The organism is Microbulbifer thermotolerans (assembly GCF_900112305.1).
GTDB classification, from domain to species: domain Bacteria; phylum Pseudomonadota; class Gammaproteobacteria; order Pseudomonadales; family Cellvibrionaceae; genus Microbulbifer; species Microbulbifer thermotolerans.
In genome coordinates this window covers 46,200-63,859 of sequence record NZ_FOKT01000009.1, presented here as the reverse complement: position 1 = coordinate 63,859, position 17,660 = coordinate 46,200, and the positions used below count along the sequence as shown (strand labels likewise).

The following is a 17,660-nucleotide window of genomic DNA, read 5'->3' as shown; positions in this document are numbered from 1 at the left end:
ATGAACAGACTAATCGAATGGTGGGCCCGCAACAGCGTTGCCGCCAACCTCGCCATGGTGGGGATTTTTGTGGCCGGCCTCTTTGGCTTTGCTGCCATGGAGCGGGAAATGGACCCCCAGGTGCGCTTTCCCGGTCTGCAAATAGTGGTTTCCTGGCCCGGCGCCGCCCCCCAGGAAGTGGAAGAACAGATAGTCTCCCGTATCGAGGAGGCAGTCAGCGATCTGGACAATATCGAATGGGTCCGCTCCATGTCGGCGGAAGGGGTCGGCGAGGTGTATATCCTCGCAGAGCAGAGCGTCGATTTTTCCCGCTTTATGAACGACGTGAAGATCCGTGTGGACAGTATTTCCTCTCTGCCGCGGGATATAGAACCCCCTCGGGTGCAACAGTGGGTCAACCGCAACGAATTTATCCGCGTGGCGGTACACGGCGATTTGGGGGAGCGCAAACTTAAACGCCTGGCGGAACAACTGCGGCGTGAAGCCGCGAGTCTGCCGGCCATTTCTGTGGTGGAACTCTTCGGTATCCGCCCGGAAGAGGTATCCATTGAAGTCAGCGAATCGGCTATGCGCCGCTACGGCCTCAGTTTTCAAGACGTGGCCGACGCCATTCGAGCCAATTCCCTCAATCAATCCGCCGGCACAGTGCGCACAGAAGTGGGCAGTTATCAACTCAAAGTACGCAACCAGGCGGACACCGAGCAGGAATTTGCGGACATTATCGTGCGTCAAACTGCGGACGGCGGCACCATCCGCGTGGGCGATGTGGCCACCGTAGTCGATGGCTTCGAGGACAACGAGATACTCGCTACTCTCAACGGCGAACCAGCGGTACTGATTCAGGTGATGACCACCGAAACCATGGACATCGTCACAGCCTCGGAGTCGATCCGCAATTGGATTGCCGAGCGCCGCAAGACGCTGCCCGCCGGTGCCAATCTCACCCTCTGGACCGACAACGCCGAAGACTTCAAAGGACGCCTAAATACCATCGGCAACTCCGCAGTGCAGGGTCTGATTCTGGTACTGCTGGTACTGCTGTTCACGCTGCGCCCCAAGGTGGCTTTCTGGGTGGCGATGGGCATCGCCACTGCATATGCCGGCGCCTTCGTACTGCTACCCAGTGTGGGCGTATCCCTGAATATGCTCTCCACCTTCGCCTTCCTGCTGGTACTGGGTATTGTGGTGGACGACGCCATCGTCGTCGGCGAGAGTATTCACACCGAGTCCCATAAGAGCGGTGGCGGACTCAGTGCCGCGGTCCTGGGCACGCAACTGGTGGCCAAGCCGGTGATTTTCGCTGTGGTCACCACTATTTTCGCCTTCCTGCCATGGCTGTTCCTCTCCGGCTCCACCAGCGAGTTCACCCGCCATATCACCTGGGTGGTGATACTGGCCCTGCTGTTCTCACTGATTGAATCCCTGTTGATACTGCCGGCACACCTCAGCAACCTGAAACCACGGAAAAAACTGGGGCGCTTTGGACGCATGCAAAAACGCATCGCCGACGGCATCGTGTATTTTGCGCAGCACCACTACCGCCGCATCGGCAGTTGGGCAGTGGAGCGCCGCTATCTGACACTGAGCATTTTTATCGCGGTATTGATGATTGGTTTCGGCATGTTCAGTAGTGGCTGGGTGAAAAAGAGCTTTATGCCGGAAATCGAATCCGACGAGATCATTGTCAATGTGGTTATGCCCGAAGGCGCCCCCTACAGCCGCGCCCTGGAAGTACTGGCACAGTTACAGGATGCGGAAAAAGCACTTGAAGAAGAGGTAAACCAACGCACCGGCGGTGAAGGCGCGCTGATCGAAAACTGGTATACCCGTTCGCGCCGCGATAGCGTTTTGGCCATCGTCAAACTGGCCCCGCCAGAAGTGCGCGATATGTCCGCCAAAGAAGCCGCGGTTCGCCTGCGCGAATTGATGGGCGATGTGCCGGACGCCAAAGAAGTTTCCGTGCGCTATACACGCGGAGACGACAGCCCCGGCTTCGAACTATCCATCCGTCACCCCGACTTGAACCTATTGCGGGCGGCCACCGCCGACCTGGAAGCACAGCTACGCACATACGAGAGCCTCTATGATGTGCGCAATAACCTGGAGGGTGCCTCAGAAGAAATCCGAATTACCCTCAAACCCGGCGCCGCCAAACTGGGATTGACGCTCGCGGAAGTAAACCGCCAAGTGCGCCAAGCCTATTTCGGCGAAGAAGTACAGCGGCTGCCAAGGGCCGGCCAGGATGTAAAAGTCATGGTGCGCTACCCCCTCGCCTCGCGCCGTTCCATTGAAAGCCTCAAAGACTTCCGCGTGCGCACCAGTGACGGCCGTGAAGTGCCCCTGCTGGCGGTGGCCGAACTGGAATACGCGCCGGGTATCAAACGCATCCAGCGCTGGAATGGCAACCGCGCGGCGCGGGTCATGGCGGACCTGAAAGCCGATGTGCGCGGCGACATCATGAAGGATCTGGACGAGAACTTTTTCCCTCAATGGGAAAAACGCTACCCAGGTATTATCCGCGGTGCCGTGGGACAGGCGGAAGGCGAACAGCGTTTTATCCGCGAAGTGATCGGGCTCTACACTATGGCCTTTTTCGCCATGTACAGCCTGTTGGCAGTCGCCTTCCGCAGCTACTTCCAACCGATACTTATCCTAATCGCCATCCCCTTTGCAATTGTCGGCGCTATCTTCGGCCACAGCCTATTGAACATGACCATGGCGATTTTCAGCTACTTCGGTATCGCCGCAGCAGCCGGAGTAGTGGTGAACGACAACCTGGTATTAATGGATTGCTGCAATCGACTGCGGGATAAAGGCATGCAACCACTGCAAGCCATTGTGGAAGCCGGCGTGGCGCGCTTCCGCCCAATTCTGCTCACAACCACCACCACCATTATCGGGCTTATACCAATGATGTTGGAGCGCAGTATCCAGGCGGCCTTCCTGCAACCCATCGTAGTGGCCCTGGCATTTGGCGTCTTCATGGCCTTCTTTGTGACACTGCTGTTAGTACCCGCACTCTACGCCATCGGTGTGGATATTGTCTCGCTCACTGGTCGCACCCGCGGCCACCTGTTGGGATTACTGCGTGGAAGAATGCCGCCAAGCAGGGCAACCGCAGACTAATCACACTTTGTAGCAAGGCCCTTCGGGGCCTTTTTTTGTGCCTCACTATTCAGTGGCCGGCACACCATTTGCAAATAACCATACTTTACGCTCGGCTTCGCCGGGAAACCGCATTAAGCGCAGGAGCAACTCATCACACGCTCCAGGTCGTGATATAACACAAACTAGAAAACACCACGGGCACTGACATATTGCCTCGCCGGCAGTCGGAGAATGCTATGAAGACAAAAAAACAATTCACCAGCGCCTTATTTTGCACATTACTGATCGCCAGCTGTGGCGAAAAGGTGACAAATGCTCCACAGACCTCTGAACACAACCGCGCACCCGCTGCGGAAGCAAAACCGGACCCTCGTGTTGCCCGCCGCGCGGCACCAGGTCTGACCGCCGCACAGGCAGCCCTGCGCAGAGCGCAAATTGCCAATGTGGACTACCGAATTTCGGTAACCCTGGACGATAAATCCAACCACTTCTCCGGCCGTGTGATCGCCGAAACCGAAATCGCCCGGCCGCTGCAACAACCACTTACCGTGGACTTCACCGGTGGTGAGGTGCAGTCAGTCAGCATCAACGGCCAGACAATTCCCGTTCAATACAACGGCTATTTCATCACCATAGACGCGGACAAGTTAAAGCCGGGGCCCAATAGTATCGCCATCGAGTACACACATCCCTATTCCACCGATGGCTCCGGTCTGCACCGTTTTAAAGACCCACAGGACGGCGCCGTTTACCTGTACACCCATTTCGAACCCTACAAAGCCAACCGCTTTGCGCCGCTGTTCTACCAACCAGATCTGAAAGCCAGTTACACCGTGGACGTCAAAACTCCGGCGGACTGGCGGGTAGTAACCGCCACACGCGAAGAAAAAGTTGAGACGCTGGCAGATGGGCGCAGGCACTGGCACTTCCCGGCCAGCAAGAAATTCTCCACTTATATCTTTCCTCTGCGCGCAGGTCCCTTTGTGGCCTGAGGTGAAAAAAATCAGTCCCAGCGCATGTGCCTGGTCAATGCCAAACAATTGCTGGAGTGGGAAATGACCATCGACGACCTATCCCGTGACCCGAATATGCGCTGGAGCCTGATCGCACTACAGAACCAGCATCTGTACGGCGATTACAAGCAAGCGATAACCCGGAAACTAGCGAAAGACAATTCCGACCATTCCCAACTCAGCGTCATCGCCCCGGAATTTATCGACATCTACGCAAGGTTTTTCCCGCTCAACCGCAGCGAGAAAGGCGTGCAGTAGCTAAGCGAAATTCTCAACAGTGGCAAACAACTGAATCCGCTGTTGGAAAAGGCGCTTAAGAACCGTCGCTACGAAAACAATCGCTGACCGAATATGGCGGCACTGCTGAACGGCAATCGCAAAGTCTGAAACACGGCGCCCCCGGCGCTGCGCGGGTTAAACAGTGCCAGGATAGGAGTGCGGGTCCCGATCCCTGGCTCCTCATGCTTTCACGGCCCGCTTACCCTTCTGAGCGGGCCTTTTTATGGAAAACTGTGGCTACATACAACAAAGCTTTACAAAGTACACGAGCCAGCTGGCTTTAAAGCCACAGAGAAATGAGAGTGGTTTTATTCTATCCAAAGACGGCAGTCCAAAGTTATTTGTTTTACAGAAAAACTTGAAATCCCGCTGCTACTGTCAGACTGCGTGCTTTATGCAGATTACTTCTGTCACTGCCTAACTGCAGAAACCAAGCACTACTGTCATCACTAAGGCCCAGCAGCCACTGACCATCGCGCGCTTCATATCCGACGTAAGGGTTGCCGGGCAATCCATCCCACCGTAACCCCGGACGCAGCCAAAATTCACCGAATAGGTAGTCCACATCCACCAGCCAACAGAACCCTTCCCGGGTCTCAGTAAAGAATGCCCTGGCATAAACGGGCATCTTTTGCCGGTAATTTTCTTCTCCGCGGACGCCGGAAAACGCCGGCTCCAGCTCTACCTTTGCAGGTTTTCCCCGATCTACTGTATTGATTGATCCAAGTGTATAAGGCGCATCCTTCCAGTCGACTCGACCATAGAGATCCTGAAGCTGCAGCTTCAACTCCCTGACTTCAGATTTCCAGCTCAAAGTCAGGTCTAGGGTGGCTCCGGTTCCACTGGGCTGCTCAAATCTGTGTTCCAGCAAGCGGTCTTCAGTATAGCGGTAATTCAAATCAGCAGTTCCCGAAAGCAGGCCACTGCCTGGCTGCAGTTCGCCCCGCAGAGAGCCGTCCTGAAAATCCAGTGGCCGTAATAGGGTAACGGCAGGTTCTATTAATAAGCCGTTTTCCCAGGCCCACCGATAAGCGAACTTTACGCCATCCGCATACAAATGCCATACATCCAGTTTAACCCGCACTGCGCCACCGGGTAGCGGCAGGTCGTTTTCTTCTCTGTAATACAAGTCTGCCGTAGCATCGTTAAAGTGCAGTTGATAGTCATAACGCTGCACATAGGCCAGCGACCAGACTTGGTCCCGGTAGGAGAGTTCAAAGCGATTTCTGCTCCAGGCGAGCTCACCGGAGTACAGTCTTCCATTCCAGTCGTGAAGAATACTGTCGACAGACATGGCTTCACTGACAGTACGGCTGGAAAACTGAAGCTCCAGCTCTCCGGCTTTTGATATCTGCGGAAAAAAGTGCAGGCAGAAGACAGATAAACAACTAAAAAGAAAGAGCCACCGATGGCGGCTCTTTCTCAACAGATAGTGGTTATCAGTACAGTGTTTCAATGGTATTGTCGATCCAGTTGACTATGTAAACGTCATTTTCTTCGGCAATGACACCGTAGGTGGTACCGTCCTTCACGATGGCACCTTTGACATTGGAACTCACTTCGGCGAGTTCCAGTTCCATCTTTGTACCCTCGCCATCTGTCAGTACCACACGGCTGCTGTCCTCTCCGGTGTAGGGATACTCAACTCTCAACCTGTCATCACCCCAGGACACATCCAGAGCGGCATCGCCTGACTCATAGCCTGTACGGCGCACGACAAGCTCTAGATCCATTTCAGGCAGATCGGCCGAAAGCCTACCGCTGGTCGCCATGCGCACCGTGAACTTCACATAGCGCCCTTCGGCATTGAAATTCAAGTCCTGCTGCACCAATTCTGACGTAATGAAACCACTGGTTTCGGTGGTTGGAATCATCGACTCATAAAAGCCGTATTCTTCCCAGTAATTGTCGGGAGTGGCCGCATACCACCCCTCACCGGGGACAAAGGCTTGCAGCTCACCCAACAAGTAATCTGTATAAACTGGAGAAAATACAAGACGAATATCCTTATCCAAGTTTGGCCCTTCCAGATATACGCATGTACCATTACTTCTCCAGTATCCACTGTAATTAGACCAGCAATCCTCTTGGCTGATACCTGAAACAGACCGAACAATTCCCCAGAAATCAACTCCTCCCATTACTGGACAATTCGCACTGCCGATAACTTCCAAGCATTCTATCCTGATAAAATAAGACCAGCCGTATTCGCCTTCCTCTAGTGAATATCTGACTGTAGCTTTATTTTCGCCCTCACCGTGAACCAAAGTCAGCGTATTATCCGCCTCATTGTAACTGTAGCTGGTAAGATCACTACGCTCATAGTCGGCGGGGAAATACCCGAATTCCGCGGCATTATCTACGGTGAAAACGACAGATGCCTCTAATGAGTTACCCGTCGTCTTTTCAGAAAAAGATCCCCTCAGCGCCAGTTTTTCCGGATTCAGATACAGTATTTCTTTATTTAATCCCATCTCTTCAAGCTTTACAGACTTGCGTGCACCGAGCTCCATGTCTCCAGAAAAACTCCGGGTCGCGTTTTCCAGTCTCACCTGCAGTTGCAGACCAATGCTGGTGATATCGGGGCCATTTTCATCCTCTTCATTAAATGCACTATCTAGTTCCAGCTGCAACTTGGATCCGTCCTCAACCGTAAATTCAGTGGATCCCAAACCGGCTGTACCATTCACCGCCAGCTCGTTAACCCCATCTGGCAGTCCCATCCCCGTGGAGGAATCACCGGTGAACTGAGGCAGGGCGAGATTCAGACTGATTTTTACCTCATCCGACCCTGTGGAGGAATCTCCGTCCAGATCGATAACCGCATTGCGGACCTTCCAGTTTCCGCCGGAATTCTCAATAGTTCCCTGAACGAACCTGGACAGATATGCGTCTCTATCTGCTTGCTTCTCGGCATAGCAGGCATCCTGGGTCGCCTTGTCCCAGGTTATCCAGGCACAGTTATCTTCACTGTTTTTGGAATCGTAGAGGGCTTCTGCGACAGAGGGGATATCACTTATCAGACTTTGTCCTTCATACTGGACCGCGACCACCTGGCTTGCTAGAACAACGGCGATTTCACTAAATGCCATTACGGTATCGCGGCCTTCTTCATCCATTATCTCTTCGGCGGCGTCCAACTGCGTCAGAACATTTTCAGAATCGTAGCCATCGGAATCTTCCCGCAACTTGGAATTCACTGTATCAACAGTTTCAATCGTAACTCTGCGTACAGTGGAAACCAGTTGCTTGGCTTTTTCCAGGTTGGAATTCAGCTCCGGGGTGAGATCAATTTTCAGAGAACACGAGGTTCCCGTACCACAGACCTGTGCGATCACATCGTCCAGTTTGCTCTGGGAAGCTTCTGCGGCGTCCTCGATACCAGTGAGATTTTGATTCCCCTGTTTTACAGCCGCAGCTACAAGGCTGATCCCTTCGGAGAGAGAGTCCAGAGCTCCAGTTTCAATTATATTAAGGGTGAAAGCGGCTGATAAATTATCCAGGACACCGGCCACATTTCCGTTTTCCGCCACTTCTTCAAGAGCTGCGTTCAACAGGGCAAAGCGCAATTGCTGCTCGGAAACACTGCTTGCTTTAGTGAGGTCTACCGGCTCAATTTCACTGGGGTTCGCATCTAAGCCCAGCATGTTCTTCACATAGGTGTTGGCTGTAGAGATGGACGTCTGGTTGAGAGTAATACCTGCCTTTTCCGCTACCAGAGTAGTCAGGGGCGTAATATGACTGTTTACCTCTGTTGCCGTTTCATCTACGAAGACAACTGAAGTCAGCTGATAATCCAGTGCATAGCGTTCACCAAACTCTATTTTCCCGTCACCATCCGCGTCTTCATCTCCGCCGGAGGCTGTACGGCATTCGGCTATGTCACAGGTTACCAGTGCGCCCTCCTGTGGCTTGAGTACCAACTTTACCGCGCCCGTATAGGTCCCGACAGTAATACTGTAACGCCCCTCAGAATCTGTAGTTGCGGTGCCGATCAGCTCACCATCGCTCCCATAGGCCTCCACCAGGGCGCCGCTGACAATGCCCTTGGCAACCACACCGTCAAGATTTACACCTGCCGGATAAGGATCCGCCCCCGTATCGCCGCCACCCGTGGGATTCGGCGCGCTAGTGCCGCCCGATCCGCCGCCTCCCCCACAAGCAGCCAGTACAACAATAGATAACCCCAAAGCAGCTTTCTTTATCACTGTCACTCTTATTTCTCCCAAGCTGTATAAAAAATATAGCTATTCGCTTATAGAGAACTCCCTTGCTGATACTCAGCAGTGGTTTCTCTCTCGACAGACAGATTTACAGAAGTGAAAAAGCAGTCTTCAAGACCAAAAAAATCTCCCACCAGTTGAAATAAATTATTTTTTATGACCTGGGTAATTTTTTACATCTGTTCTAATCCCCGGCATCCTCTTTCCAGGACAGAACAATGAACGCATTCCAAACCACAGCTGTTGCGCCCTATAATTTTTAGAAGAGTCCAGATCGCTTTACCGCCCGAATACCCTCTGATGCATCCGGCGTTAAAGATTCTTCAAAAAATCAAATAACAGATTCAGGCCATTGGGATATTCCGAAAGCCTAAAACGCGCATGCTACAGCAAAGTACCCGCAGCTTCCAGAAAAATCCAGTTTATCATACCTAAGCGCCCAGAACCGATCAGAGCATACACACAAAGTGGCTGGAGACTCCCACAAAAGAATATTCTTTCACTTAAAGATTCTCTGCAGTCTACCGTTTCCCTGAAACATATCGGCTACAATCCACGACAAAAAAAAGAAGACAGCAGCGTTTATCTGTATACCCACTTAGAACCCTACAAGGCCAATTACGTTGCACCGCTGTTCGACCAGCCGGATCTGAAGGCGAGTTATACCGTTGATATCAGGGCGCAGGGGGACTGGGCAGTAGTAACCGCTACATGAGGGAAAAAAATCGAAACGCTGGCGAACGGGCGCAGGCACCGGCACTTCCCGTGTCAGCAAGAAATTCGCCGCTTATATCTTTCCTCTGCACGCAGGTCCCTTTGTGGTCTGGGAGAGTCGCGCCGGAGATATTCCACTGCGACTTATGGCCCTCAAAACCCTGGCGCCGGATGTCAAACCCCAGGACTGGTTCACCTTTACCCAGCAACCCTTCGAGTTTTACCAAAAGTACTACGGTATCGACTATCCGTTCGATAAATACGGCCAATTAATCTTGCCGGATTTCACCATTGGCGCGATGGAAAATGTCGCCGTGGTAACCTTCAACGAAACCTATGTTTCCCCGGGGCGAAAAAACACAGGCACAGCAGCAGCGGCTCGCCAATGTGATCGCTCACGAAATGGCACATATGTGGTTCGGAGTTTTGGTAACAATGAAGTGGTGGAACGGCCTCTGGCTGAAAGAGAGCTTTGCCACCTATATGGCCAGCCTGGCACTGGCCACCAACAGCGAATTCGAAGACGTGTGGGAAAACTTCTACCTGCGCTCCAAGCAGTCCGCTTATCTAGCGGATCAACTGCCCACAACCCACCCCATAGAAGTGAAGGTACCCAACACTGCCGAGGCCTTCTCCAACTTCGACAGTATCACCTACGGTAAGGGCGGTTCGGTACTGGAGTAGCTACCACATCTCCTCGGCAAAGAAGCATTCCGTCAGGGCGTCAACACTATCTACGCGGACTACCAGTGCTCTGATGACAAGATTACCCAACTGACACTGTACCAGGCGGCGCCGAAGGCACACCCGGTACTGCGCGAGCAGAAAATTCAGCTGGGGATTTACCGCACGCAGGAAGATACCATGAGCCGGGTGGCGGCGGCTCCAATCACCTACAGTGGCGCTGAGACTGAAGTCAAAGAGGCGCAAGGCCAGCCTTGCCCGCAAATTCTTATTCTGAATGACGAAGACTGGGGCTATGTAAAAACCCGTCTGGACAAGAACTCCGTCGCCCAGGCAGCGCAATATATCAATGCCATTGAAAGCGCGTTCACTCGCCTGATGCTTTGGCAGAGTCTGTTCGGCAGCGTCACCGACGCAAAGATGTCTTTATCCGAGCGGGTCGACTTTGCCCTGCACAACGCCGCAGATGAAAGCAATATTAATGTGATCCGCCTGATCGGTAGCCACCTGGAAACCGCCAGTGCCTATATGCACCGCTTCGATATGCCTCAAGAAACGCTCGCAAAATTTTGCGATCAGCGCACAGCTATTCCAGGCCGTGCCACAAGTCAGCGACACAAAGGACACCCTGTACAACAAGGCCTATGCGATGCTGTTCCCGGTGGTATGCGGCGAGGCGGGTATCGCTCAATACAGCCGAATATTGCAACAAAACAAGCCACTGATGCCGGCACTGAAGCGAGTATTAAAGAACCGCCGGCAGCAAAGCTTGTGGCGTGCAGCGATGAATAAACAGCAAGAACAGCCGGATTAATTGTCGACCATATAGAAATAATGGGGCTCTGTTAAAATCAATCACCCCAATTGCCATCCGCGCCCATACGGGCGCGGATCTCCGGCAGTGTGTTGTGGACTTCTTCCACAAAACCCGCCACCGTCGGTTTTAGCCGCTGTTTGTCATAGTGAAGCTCCAGCCTGACCGGGGCGAGCAGATCTTTTAAAGGCCGGAAAATACAACCGACAGTATTCAGCCCCCGGATACACCCCGGCACCACCGACACCCCCAGCCCGCAGCCGACCGAGGTCAGCAATGTCTGCATACTGGCAGGTTCGCTGATCACACGCGGTGAAAATCCCGCTTGGTGGCAGGCACTCAGTATCTGGTCAAACAAACCTATGGCTTCGCCGCGCTGAAACAGGATAAAAGGTTCCTCGGCCAGGTGGGAGAGGTTTAACCTCGACTGTTTTGCCAGGGGATGAGATTCCGGCAATACCGCCAGCAGGGCATCTTCGTAAACCAATTCCGCAGTCAGTCCCAGCTCCCCCGCCACCAGCAGCGGGCGCGACATCCCCACGTCAATCCGCCCCACTTGAAAGGCCTCCCGCTGTTGCTGTGCAGTCATATCCGTGAGGACGATATGCACATCCGGGTAGTGTTCCCGGTAGCGGCGCATCAGACCGGGCAAAAAATCCGCACACGCAGAGCTGATATAGCCGATACGCAGCTCCCCGGTTTCCCCCTGTGCGGCGCTCAGTACCCGCCGCTTGATCCCGGACTCCAGTGCCAGCATAACCGAGGCCTGCTCCAACAGAGCCTCTCCCGCCGGAGTAACCTGAACCTGGCGGGTATTGCGCCACAACAAGGGGGTTCCCAGCTCTTCCTCCAGAGCCGCAATCTGACGGCTGATGGCCGGCTGCACTGTATTCAGTTCACTGGCAGCTTTCGAAAAGCTGCGCAGTTTGGCAACCCGGACAAAGGTGCGCAAACGCCGTAAATCCATAGCGCCTTACTCTTCAATTAATACATTTTTACTATTACTGATAGAAAATCATAACATTTTTGTTATCTGACGGGATTGCTTAGAGTAGCCGCTCCTCCGGCTAAAGGGGTGCCAGCCCTCTTCCAACCTTTCCCAAGCGAGGCCCGATATGTCTTCCCTGCCAAAAACCGGTGCTTTTGCACTGCTCAGTGTCGCCACTCTGACCATCATGGTGGGTGCCGTCGTCGCCCCCGGTTTGCCTGTGATCGCCCAAAACCTGCAAGTCAGTGGCTTGGCCAGCTGGCTGATCACTCTGCCATCCCTGGGCGCCGTAATTTTCGCGCCGCTCGCCGGCCGTCTGATCGACCGCTACGGCGCCTATCGCTGCCTCACAATCGGCCTGCTGCTCTACGGCCTGATTGGCGCCAGCGGCGCGCTTCTCGAAGGCCTGGTTCCAGTATTCCTGAATCGCCTGGTTCTCGGTGGCATAACCGCCATCGTTATGGCCGGCGGCACAACCCTGATCTCGCACTGGTATCAGGGCCACGCCCGGCTGCATATGATTGCCAAACAGGGCATGGCCATTGAGCTCGGCGGGGTGGTGTTTCTGTTTATTGGCGGGCTGCTGGCTTCTCAGGGGTGGCAATGGCCCTTTGCCCTCTATCTGGTGTCCTGGCTGGTCTGGGCAATGCTGCTTAAGTGGGTACCCGCTAACTCGACACACCGAGAAAGCAGCCCGCAGGAAGCATCGTCAGGGCGGATCTCATCAGCCTTGACCACCGTCTATCTGGCTGCTGCGGTGGCGATGATGGTGTTCTTCTCCGCTATTGTGTCATTGCCCATACGATTGAATGAATTGGGATACAGTGAAGCACAAACCGGCTACCTGCTGTCCTATATTTCTCTGATCGCCGTTATCGCCGCAATGGCCATGCCTTACCTCGCGCGTCGTACCGGGGAGATGAAAACGCTGGTGGTAGCCTTCTGCCTTTTCTCGGTTTGCCACGCTGCTTTCTCGGCCTCTGCAGCTACCGCCATGTTGATACTTGGCGGAACCTTTGCCGGATTCGGCTTCGGTTTTTCCATCCCTCTACTGAACCATATGACCGTTGAGCGCAGTCACGCGCAGGTGCGGGGACGCAATCTTGCCTACCTGACTATGGCCATCTTTCTCGGGCAGTTTCTCACTTCATTTCTGGAATTCCTGCCTGGAAGCAGCGATCAGGTGTTTGCAGTGGCGGGAGTATTGGCTGCGGTCTTTGCCGTACTCTATCTGGCTCTGAGCATCGTGAAGAAGAAACCGCAAGTAACTGGATAAACGCGCAGAGAACCGCTGTTTAATTTGCATAAGCACTGCAGTTGGTGCTGCGGTGCTCATGCAATAGAAAAGCAGTCAAAGTAGAGCGCACAGTGGCAGAAATTAGAAGTTCTTTAAAGCTGCTCGCGGACACTTCTCTCCTGCCTGGCCACCGCCAGATATCCCAGATAGCGCTCTCGAATCTCCCGTACATAATTCACCGGTTCCCGCCCACGCACATAGCCAAAGCGCGCCTGACGGTAGTACTCCGGTTTGGATAGCATCAGCATCGCTTCCTCCACACTGCCGAACCAGCGGTTGGGGTCCTTGCCCAGGCGCGCGGCCAGTTCGCGCGCATCCCTGACATGGCCGTGACCGGCATTGTAGGCGGCGAGGGTGAAATAAATTTTTTGGTCCAAGGGCAACTCGCGGGGAAAGCGCTGTTCCAGCCAGTCCAGGTAGGAAACTCCGGCGCGAATTCCGTTTTCCGGTTCGAATAAATTGGTGATCCCCATCTGTTGTGCAGTGCGCGGCAATACCTGCATCAACCCCTGAGCACCGGCGAAAGATTCGGCGCGGGGATCGAACTGACTCTCCTGATACATCTGCGCCACCACCATACGCCAGTCGCGATCGGCCTGGTCGGCGTATTTGCGCACAATTGGATCGTAGGGGGATAACTGGTCGCCGCTGCGCAGCCGCTCCGCCTGCTGCCGGCGGATACGCTTGGCGTTTTTGAAATATTTGTTATAGGTGACGTTGAAAAACAAACCCCGGTAGTGCTCATCGAGAAAACTGTTTAGCTGTTGCAGCAGTTCCGGCTGGTCCCTGCGCACGGCCCAGGCGATATCCCGCTCACCGGGCAGTTCACCCACCACGGTAAAGTCGTCCCGGTAAGTGTGTTCTATGGCCACCAAGTGGGAATCGGCTACGGTATAGGGATACTGCCCCCGCACCACAGCCTCTATCAATTGTTCGGTGGTGGCACCTGGCACCGCCAGCACTTCCATAGGTTCTGCCTGCTCCATCGCCAAAGCGTTGAGGTGGGCGTAAAAACTGCTGAGGGGATTCACAGCCACCTTCTGCCCCGCGAGCAGCTCGGTAATTGCGGTATCTCCGCTATGCTCTTCTTGTTCTTGTGATTTTGCGGCGATCACCTGTTCGGTCACTTTCAGGTATGGGCGGGTAAATACCATGCCCTGCCGACGGCGGGATTCCGTCACTGTCAAGGAAGCCGCGACCATATCGCCCATACCCGCCTTGAGAGCCTCAGCCAGATCCACATCGGGGCCGGGCACCACCATGCTCAAGCGCAGGTCGTTTTCGCGGGCAAACTGCTTGAGCAGATCGTAATCAAAGCCCATCAGTTCACCGCGCCAGATAAAGTATGAGGCGGGGTGGTTACGAGTCAGAACCCGCAGGGTACGGCGCTGTTTAATCTCTTCCCAGTCACGAAGAAGCCGCCGCTGTTGCTGGCTGGCGAGCAGGTGTTCGGCGGTAAAGAATTCGTTCAGGGCGCGCTCCAGTTCCACGGCATCCCGGCGCACCGCCCAGGCAATGGCGCGCTGAGATTCTAGTTCTGTACTCGCCACCAGATCGGGATACGAAGGAAGCAATGCATCGGCGAGGTTGCTATCGATAACTGTGGCCTGGTAATCGCCCTCCGCCACCGCGGACAACAGTTCCTCGTGCTCTATCGGCTCATCCAGAAAAGTGACGACATAGCGATCTCTGCGCTCCTCGGCAGACAGCGTCTGCGCGAATGCACTGCCGCGGCGCACCGCAACCTGCAGGGGGGCTGTAGTATCCTCCGAACGCACATTGCTGCGGGTTACCAAGAGCTCGCGCACATATTGCAGGGCCCGGGTAAAGGCCACCTGTTCAGCCCGCGCTTCCGTGCGGGAAAAATTGGTGGCGATCACATCGCCACGGCCCTGTACCAGAGCGGGAATCAGATCGGCAAAGCTCTCCACATACACCCACTGTGGTTCCAGACCACGGCTGCGGGCAAATTTTTCTGCCAGCTGCCGCCACTCGCTGCTCGGCAGTCCCTCCCGCGGCAGAGCGTCGTCTTGAGGGCCGCGCGGCGCCAGCAGACGCAAAAGCCCGCGCTCGCGGATTGCCGGCAAGTCTCCGAGTTCTGTGTAATTTTGAAAAGCCGGTGGTTCGGGCTCTGCCGGAGGCAGCTCCTGTGCCACTTGCTCCGCCACCGGCGCTGCTTCGATTTCGCCCTGCCGGGAGTCTCTCTCACAACCGGACACAGCCAGGAATATGGACAATATAAAAGCCAAAACCGGAACAGACTGACAGTGCACGTATCTTCCCTTCTTTCTTTTTCTTTGACCTGCACTTGGATTATGCCACGATCGGCGCAAATGCACCTTTCCCGGTACAAATGCACTGCGCCATTGCAGGCACGCTTTATCAACGTGCGGGAGAGAATGCGCCTGGGGAACCTATAATGTGTTCACTTCCTGGCGGTATAGATCTATCGGGGGCCGATGGGAAGTACGGTGATAGGATAAACAGTTCGAATCCGCCGGATAAAAAGAAGTATCCGAGAGGGTATGGGAATCTACTCGTGCCTTTTTTAAAGGTTTATCCCACTGTCTGTGCAAAAATCAACGATAGCGTTAATGCGAATTAATCATAGATTCCAGCACATAATTCGTTACCTTGCAGTGGCGTATGCCCCGGCCCGGAGGCTGGGGCACACAGGGTGATTAGCCGCCCGTATGCGCATGCCCACTGTGTACTTTTCCCTTCGCCTGGGACTTGGGCTGCAACTCTGCCAGCATCATTTTTATCTCCTTGTATTCTTCCTCGCTCCCCATTTCGAGCAGCAGCGGCTGGGCGACCTGGGTGAAATATTCGGCATCCTTTTGCATGTACAGTTCGCGCGCCAGCCACTGGGCAATATGTACCTGGCGCGGCGCGCGCAGGTAGGCCTGTTCCAGCATCTCCACGTATTTCTCCCGCGGGTAGCCGAGCATTTCCATCGTCATAGCAAGGCCAAACCAGTGGGATGCGGTTTCAGCATCATTGTTGACCAGAAAGACAAATTGTTTCCGTGCTTTCTGCAATTGCTTGCGATCGCGTGAATTATTCGGAAGCATCACCTGACCATTCAGGCTGAGCCAGGCGTCTACCTTTTTGTACCAAAGGGTATCGCGCTGGGACGAAGGTACCTGGGCGAGTAATTGCTCGGCGCGTTGATAATTGCCAATACGGCTTTCCGCTTCCGCCTGGATGGCAGTTAGCTCGGCGCTGTTCACACCCCGGACCCGAGCGTATTGCACCAGTCCGTATAAGCTTTCGAGGTTGTAGCCGGACTGCACTATAAAGTTAGCGATCTCCGCCACAGCGCGCGGTTGCGGCAGTCTTGTAGCCACGGGACTGGCCTCTTGAAAATCCGTTGGAATCCGGCCGCTGACCATATCGAAATGGCCGCTTTCAAACATCGCCTGGTACTGCTTGTCGATATCCGCCAGTGTCATTCCGAGAGACTGTTCCAGTGCTTCCACCGGATCGGCACCACTGTTGTACGCCTTCACAAATTCCTTAAATTCGTCGGTCTTGCCACTTTCCATCAGCACCCAGTGCGCCAGCATCCAGCCACTGGCATAAACTCTTGGTTTGTCCTCTTCCGAGGTGTTGTAAACCGTCGCCCGCAACAATTGCTCCAAGGGCATGGGGCTGGTGAACAGCAGCGTCATGGCGCGCTCGCGGGGAACAGCTCCCAGGCGGTAGCGCCCGTCCGCGGTAAATGTCATGGTGGACATGAATTCGGCAAAACCCTCGCTGTACCAGTAGGGGTAGTGCGTGGTATTGCCGCTGTAGGTGAGGAAATGGGTGTACTCGTGGAAGAGAAACTCCCGCGCTTTCAGCTGCCGCTCGCCGGTACGACCGTCGAGGTTTACCAGCGCATAACTGCCATCGGCCGTGGTGTCGTAGAGACCGTTGGTCACCTCCGCCAGCTCCGCCCCCACCAGCTGCGCATAGCTCTGGCGGTCGGCAGTAGCATAGATAGTCAACTTCTTCTCGCCCGCCGTGGATTCCTCTCCAAACAGACTCAGGGCAACGGCACGGTAGCGCTCCAGATCCGCAACCAAAGTCTTTACTGCGGCGGGATCACCGTTGGTGACAATACGGAAGTGATCGCTGTCCACCTGATACCAGGTTTCCTCCCCCAGAGTCCGGGGGCCGGCACAGGCAGTGAGGGCAAAAACGCAACAAAATACCAACAGCGCGAATGAGCGTGAGAACATAGTTCTTACCACCGAGTTGATTCTTCTGAAGCCCTCCGTGGCGGAACTGCAAAGCCCACACACTACCGGTTTTTACTGTACAAAAAAAGAACAATTTTAGACCACTCAATCAATTCCGTCGGTTTTTTTCGAATTCAGACCGGTCGCTGATGGCACTGCTGATGGATTCGCCTGTGCCACCCAGAGTTGGCATTCGCGCCAATCAGTGAGACTCAGCTCTCAGTTTTCTTTTTGTCGATAAAACCACGATTCACCGGCTTCTATATTTCCCCATGACCATTCGACGTTTATTGGTCAGAAAATAATAATCGACA

Annotated in this window: 12 protein-coding genes and 1 pseudogene; 8 read left to right on the top strand and 5 right to left on the bottom strand. The window is 54.4% G+C overall.

Going from position 1 to position 17,660, the window contains the following annotated elements; genetic code table 11:
- The 3 genes from BM155_RS14460 (at position 1) to BM155_RS14450 (ending at position 4,379) form a co-directional block, all read left to right on the top strand.
- Entirely contained in the window at positions 1–3,126 is a 3,126-nt protein-coding gene (locus BM155_RS14460; RefSeq protein WP_074903895.1) for an efflux RND transporter permease subunit, read from the top strand.
- A 218-nt stretch (positions 3,127–3,344) separates the two neighbouring features.
- On the top strand, positions 3,345–4,100 hold the full coding sequence (locus BM155_RS14455; RefSeq protein ID WP_074903893.1) for a gluzincin family metallopeptidase: 756 nt from the start codon (positions 3,345–3,347) through the stop codon (positions 4,098–4,100).
- A gap of 24 nt (positions 4,101–4,124) precedes the next feature.
- A complete protein-coding gene (locus BM155_RS14450) occupies positions 4,125–4,379 on the top strand; it encodes a hypothetical protein (RefSeq protein WP_067156049.1) in 255 nt (84 codons plus the stop codon).
- 367 nt (positions 4,380–4,746) lie between these two features.
- Here the strand turns inward: BM155_RS14450 and BM155_RS14445 are convergent, their stop codons facing one another.
- Together BM155_RS14445 and BM155_RS14440 are read right to left on the bottom strand one after the other, a co-directional pair.
- On the bottom strand, positions 4,747–5,694 hold the full coding sequence (locus BM155_RS14445; protein ID WP_067156052.1) for a hypothetical protein: 948 nt from the start codon (positions 5,692–5,694) through the stop codon (positions 4,747–4,749).
- 145 nt (positions 5,695–5,839) lie between these two features.
- Positions 5,840–8,614 (bottom strand): hypothetical protein, encoded by a 2,775-nt coding sequence (locus BM155_RS14440; protein WP_067156055.1) that lies wholly within the window; start codon positions 8,612–8,614, stop codon positions 5,840–5,842.
- Positions 8,615–8,975: 361 nt separating this feature from the next.
- Between BM155_RS14440 and BM155_RS14435 the strand changes: the two genes are divergently transcribed.
- From BM155_RS14435 to BM155_RS14420, 4 genes and pseudogenes are all read left to right on the top strand, one after another.
- The gene (locus BM155_RS14435; protein WP_074903889.1) at positions 8,976–9,338 is read left to right on the top strand and encodes a hypothetical protein; all 363 of its coding nucleotides are present in this window, start codon (positions 8,976–8,978) and stop codon (positions 9,336–9,338) included.
- A 145-nt stretch (positions 9,339–9,483) separates the two neighbouring features.
- Positions 9,484–9,621, top strand: a pseudogene (locus BM155_RS17840) (hypothetical protein); the annotation flags it as partial.
- A gap of 52 nt (positions 9,622–9,673) precedes the next feature.
- Complete coding sequence (locus BM155_RS14425) at positions 9,674–10,021, top strand: M1 family aminopeptidase (RefSeq protein ID WP_067156066.1); 348 nt, start codon at positions 9,674–9,676, stop codon at positions 10,019–10,021.
- A gap of 180 nt (positions 10,022–10,201) precedes the next feature.
- Positions 10,202–10,813, top strand: coding sequence for an ERAP1-like C-terminal domain-containing protein (locus BM155_RS14420; protein WP_074903887.1), 612 nt, complete (start codon positions 10,202–10,204; stop codon positions 10,811–10,813).
- Positions 10,814–10,872: 59 nt separating this feature from the next.
- On the opposite strand, the gene BM155_RS14415 is transcribed toward BM155_RS14420, so the two are convergent.
- Positions 10,873–11,802, bottom strand: a complete 930-nt coding sequence (locus tag BM155_RS14415) for a LysR family transcriptional regulator (RefSeq protein WP_067156074.1) — start codon at positions 11,800–11,802, stop codon at positions 10,873–10,875.
- Positions 11,803–11,950: 148 nt separating this feature from the next.
- Between BM155_RS14415 and BM155_RS14410 the strand changes: the two genes are divergently transcribed.
- Positions 11,951–13,099: an MFS transporter gene (locus BM155_RS14410; RefSeq protein ID WP_067156077.1), complete on the top strand. Its 1,149-nt coding sequence runs from the start codon at positions 11,951–11,953 to the stop codon at positions 13,097–13,099.
- A gap of 113 nt (positions 13,100–13,212) precedes the next feature.
- Here BM155_RS14410 and BM155_RS14405 read toward each other — a convergent pair whose 3' ends face one another.
- Both BM155_RS14405 and BM155_RS14400 read right to left on the bottom strand, forming a co-directional pair.
- Complete coding sequence (locus BM155_RS14405) at positions 13,213–15,357, bottom strand: MltF family protein (RefSeq protein ID WP_139223285.1); 2,145 nt, start codon at positions 15,355–15,357, stop codon at positions 13,213–13,215.
- A 444-nt stretch (positions 15,358–15,801) separates the two neighbouring features.
- Complete coding sequence (locus tag BM155_RS14400) at positions 15,802–17,346, bottom strand: collagenase (protein WP_074903885.1); 1,545 nt, start codon at positions 17,344–17,346, stop codon at positions 15,802–15,804.
- Positions 17,347–17,660 lie beyond the last annotated feature (314 nt).

Bases quoted from the DNA above. Each gene is read 5' to 3' on its own strand.
- BM155_RS14415 (WP_067156074.1), bottom strand. From the start codon at position 11,802: ATGGATTTACGGCGTTTGCGCACCTTTGTCCGGGTTGCCAAACTGCGC.
- BM155_RS14455 (WP_074903893.1), top strand. From the start codon at position 3,345: ATGAAGACAAAAAAACAATTCACCAGCGCCTTATTTTGCACATTACTG.
- BM155_RS14400 (WP_074903885.1), bottom strand. From the start codon at position 17,346: ATGTTCTCACGCTCATTCGCGCTGTTGGTATTTTGTTGCGTTTTTGCC.
- BM155_RS14445 (WP_067156052.1), bottom strand. From the start codon at position 5,694: ATGTCTGTCGACAGTATTCTTCACGACTGGAATGGAAGACTGTACTCC.
- BM155_RS14425 (WP_067156066.1), top strand. From the start codon at position 9,674: ATGTTTCCCCGGGGCGAAAAAACACAGGCACAGCAGCAGCGGCTCGCC.
- BM155_RS14460 (WP_074903895.1), top strand. From the start codon at position 1: ATGAACAGACTAATCGAATGGTGGGCCCGCAACAGCGTTGCCGCCAAC.
- BM155_RS14410 (WP_067156077.1), top strand. From the start codon at position 11,951: ATGTCTTCCCTGCCAAAAACCGGTGCTTTTGCACTGCTCAGTGTCGCC.
- BM155_RS14420 (WP_074903887.1), top strand. From the start codon at position 10,202: ATGAGCCGGGTGGCGGCGGCTCCAATCACCTACAGTGGCGCTGAGACT.
- BM155_RS14450 (WP_067156049.1), top strand. From the start codon at position 4,125: ATGTGCCTGGTCAATGCCAAACAATTGCTGGAGTGGGAAATGACCATC.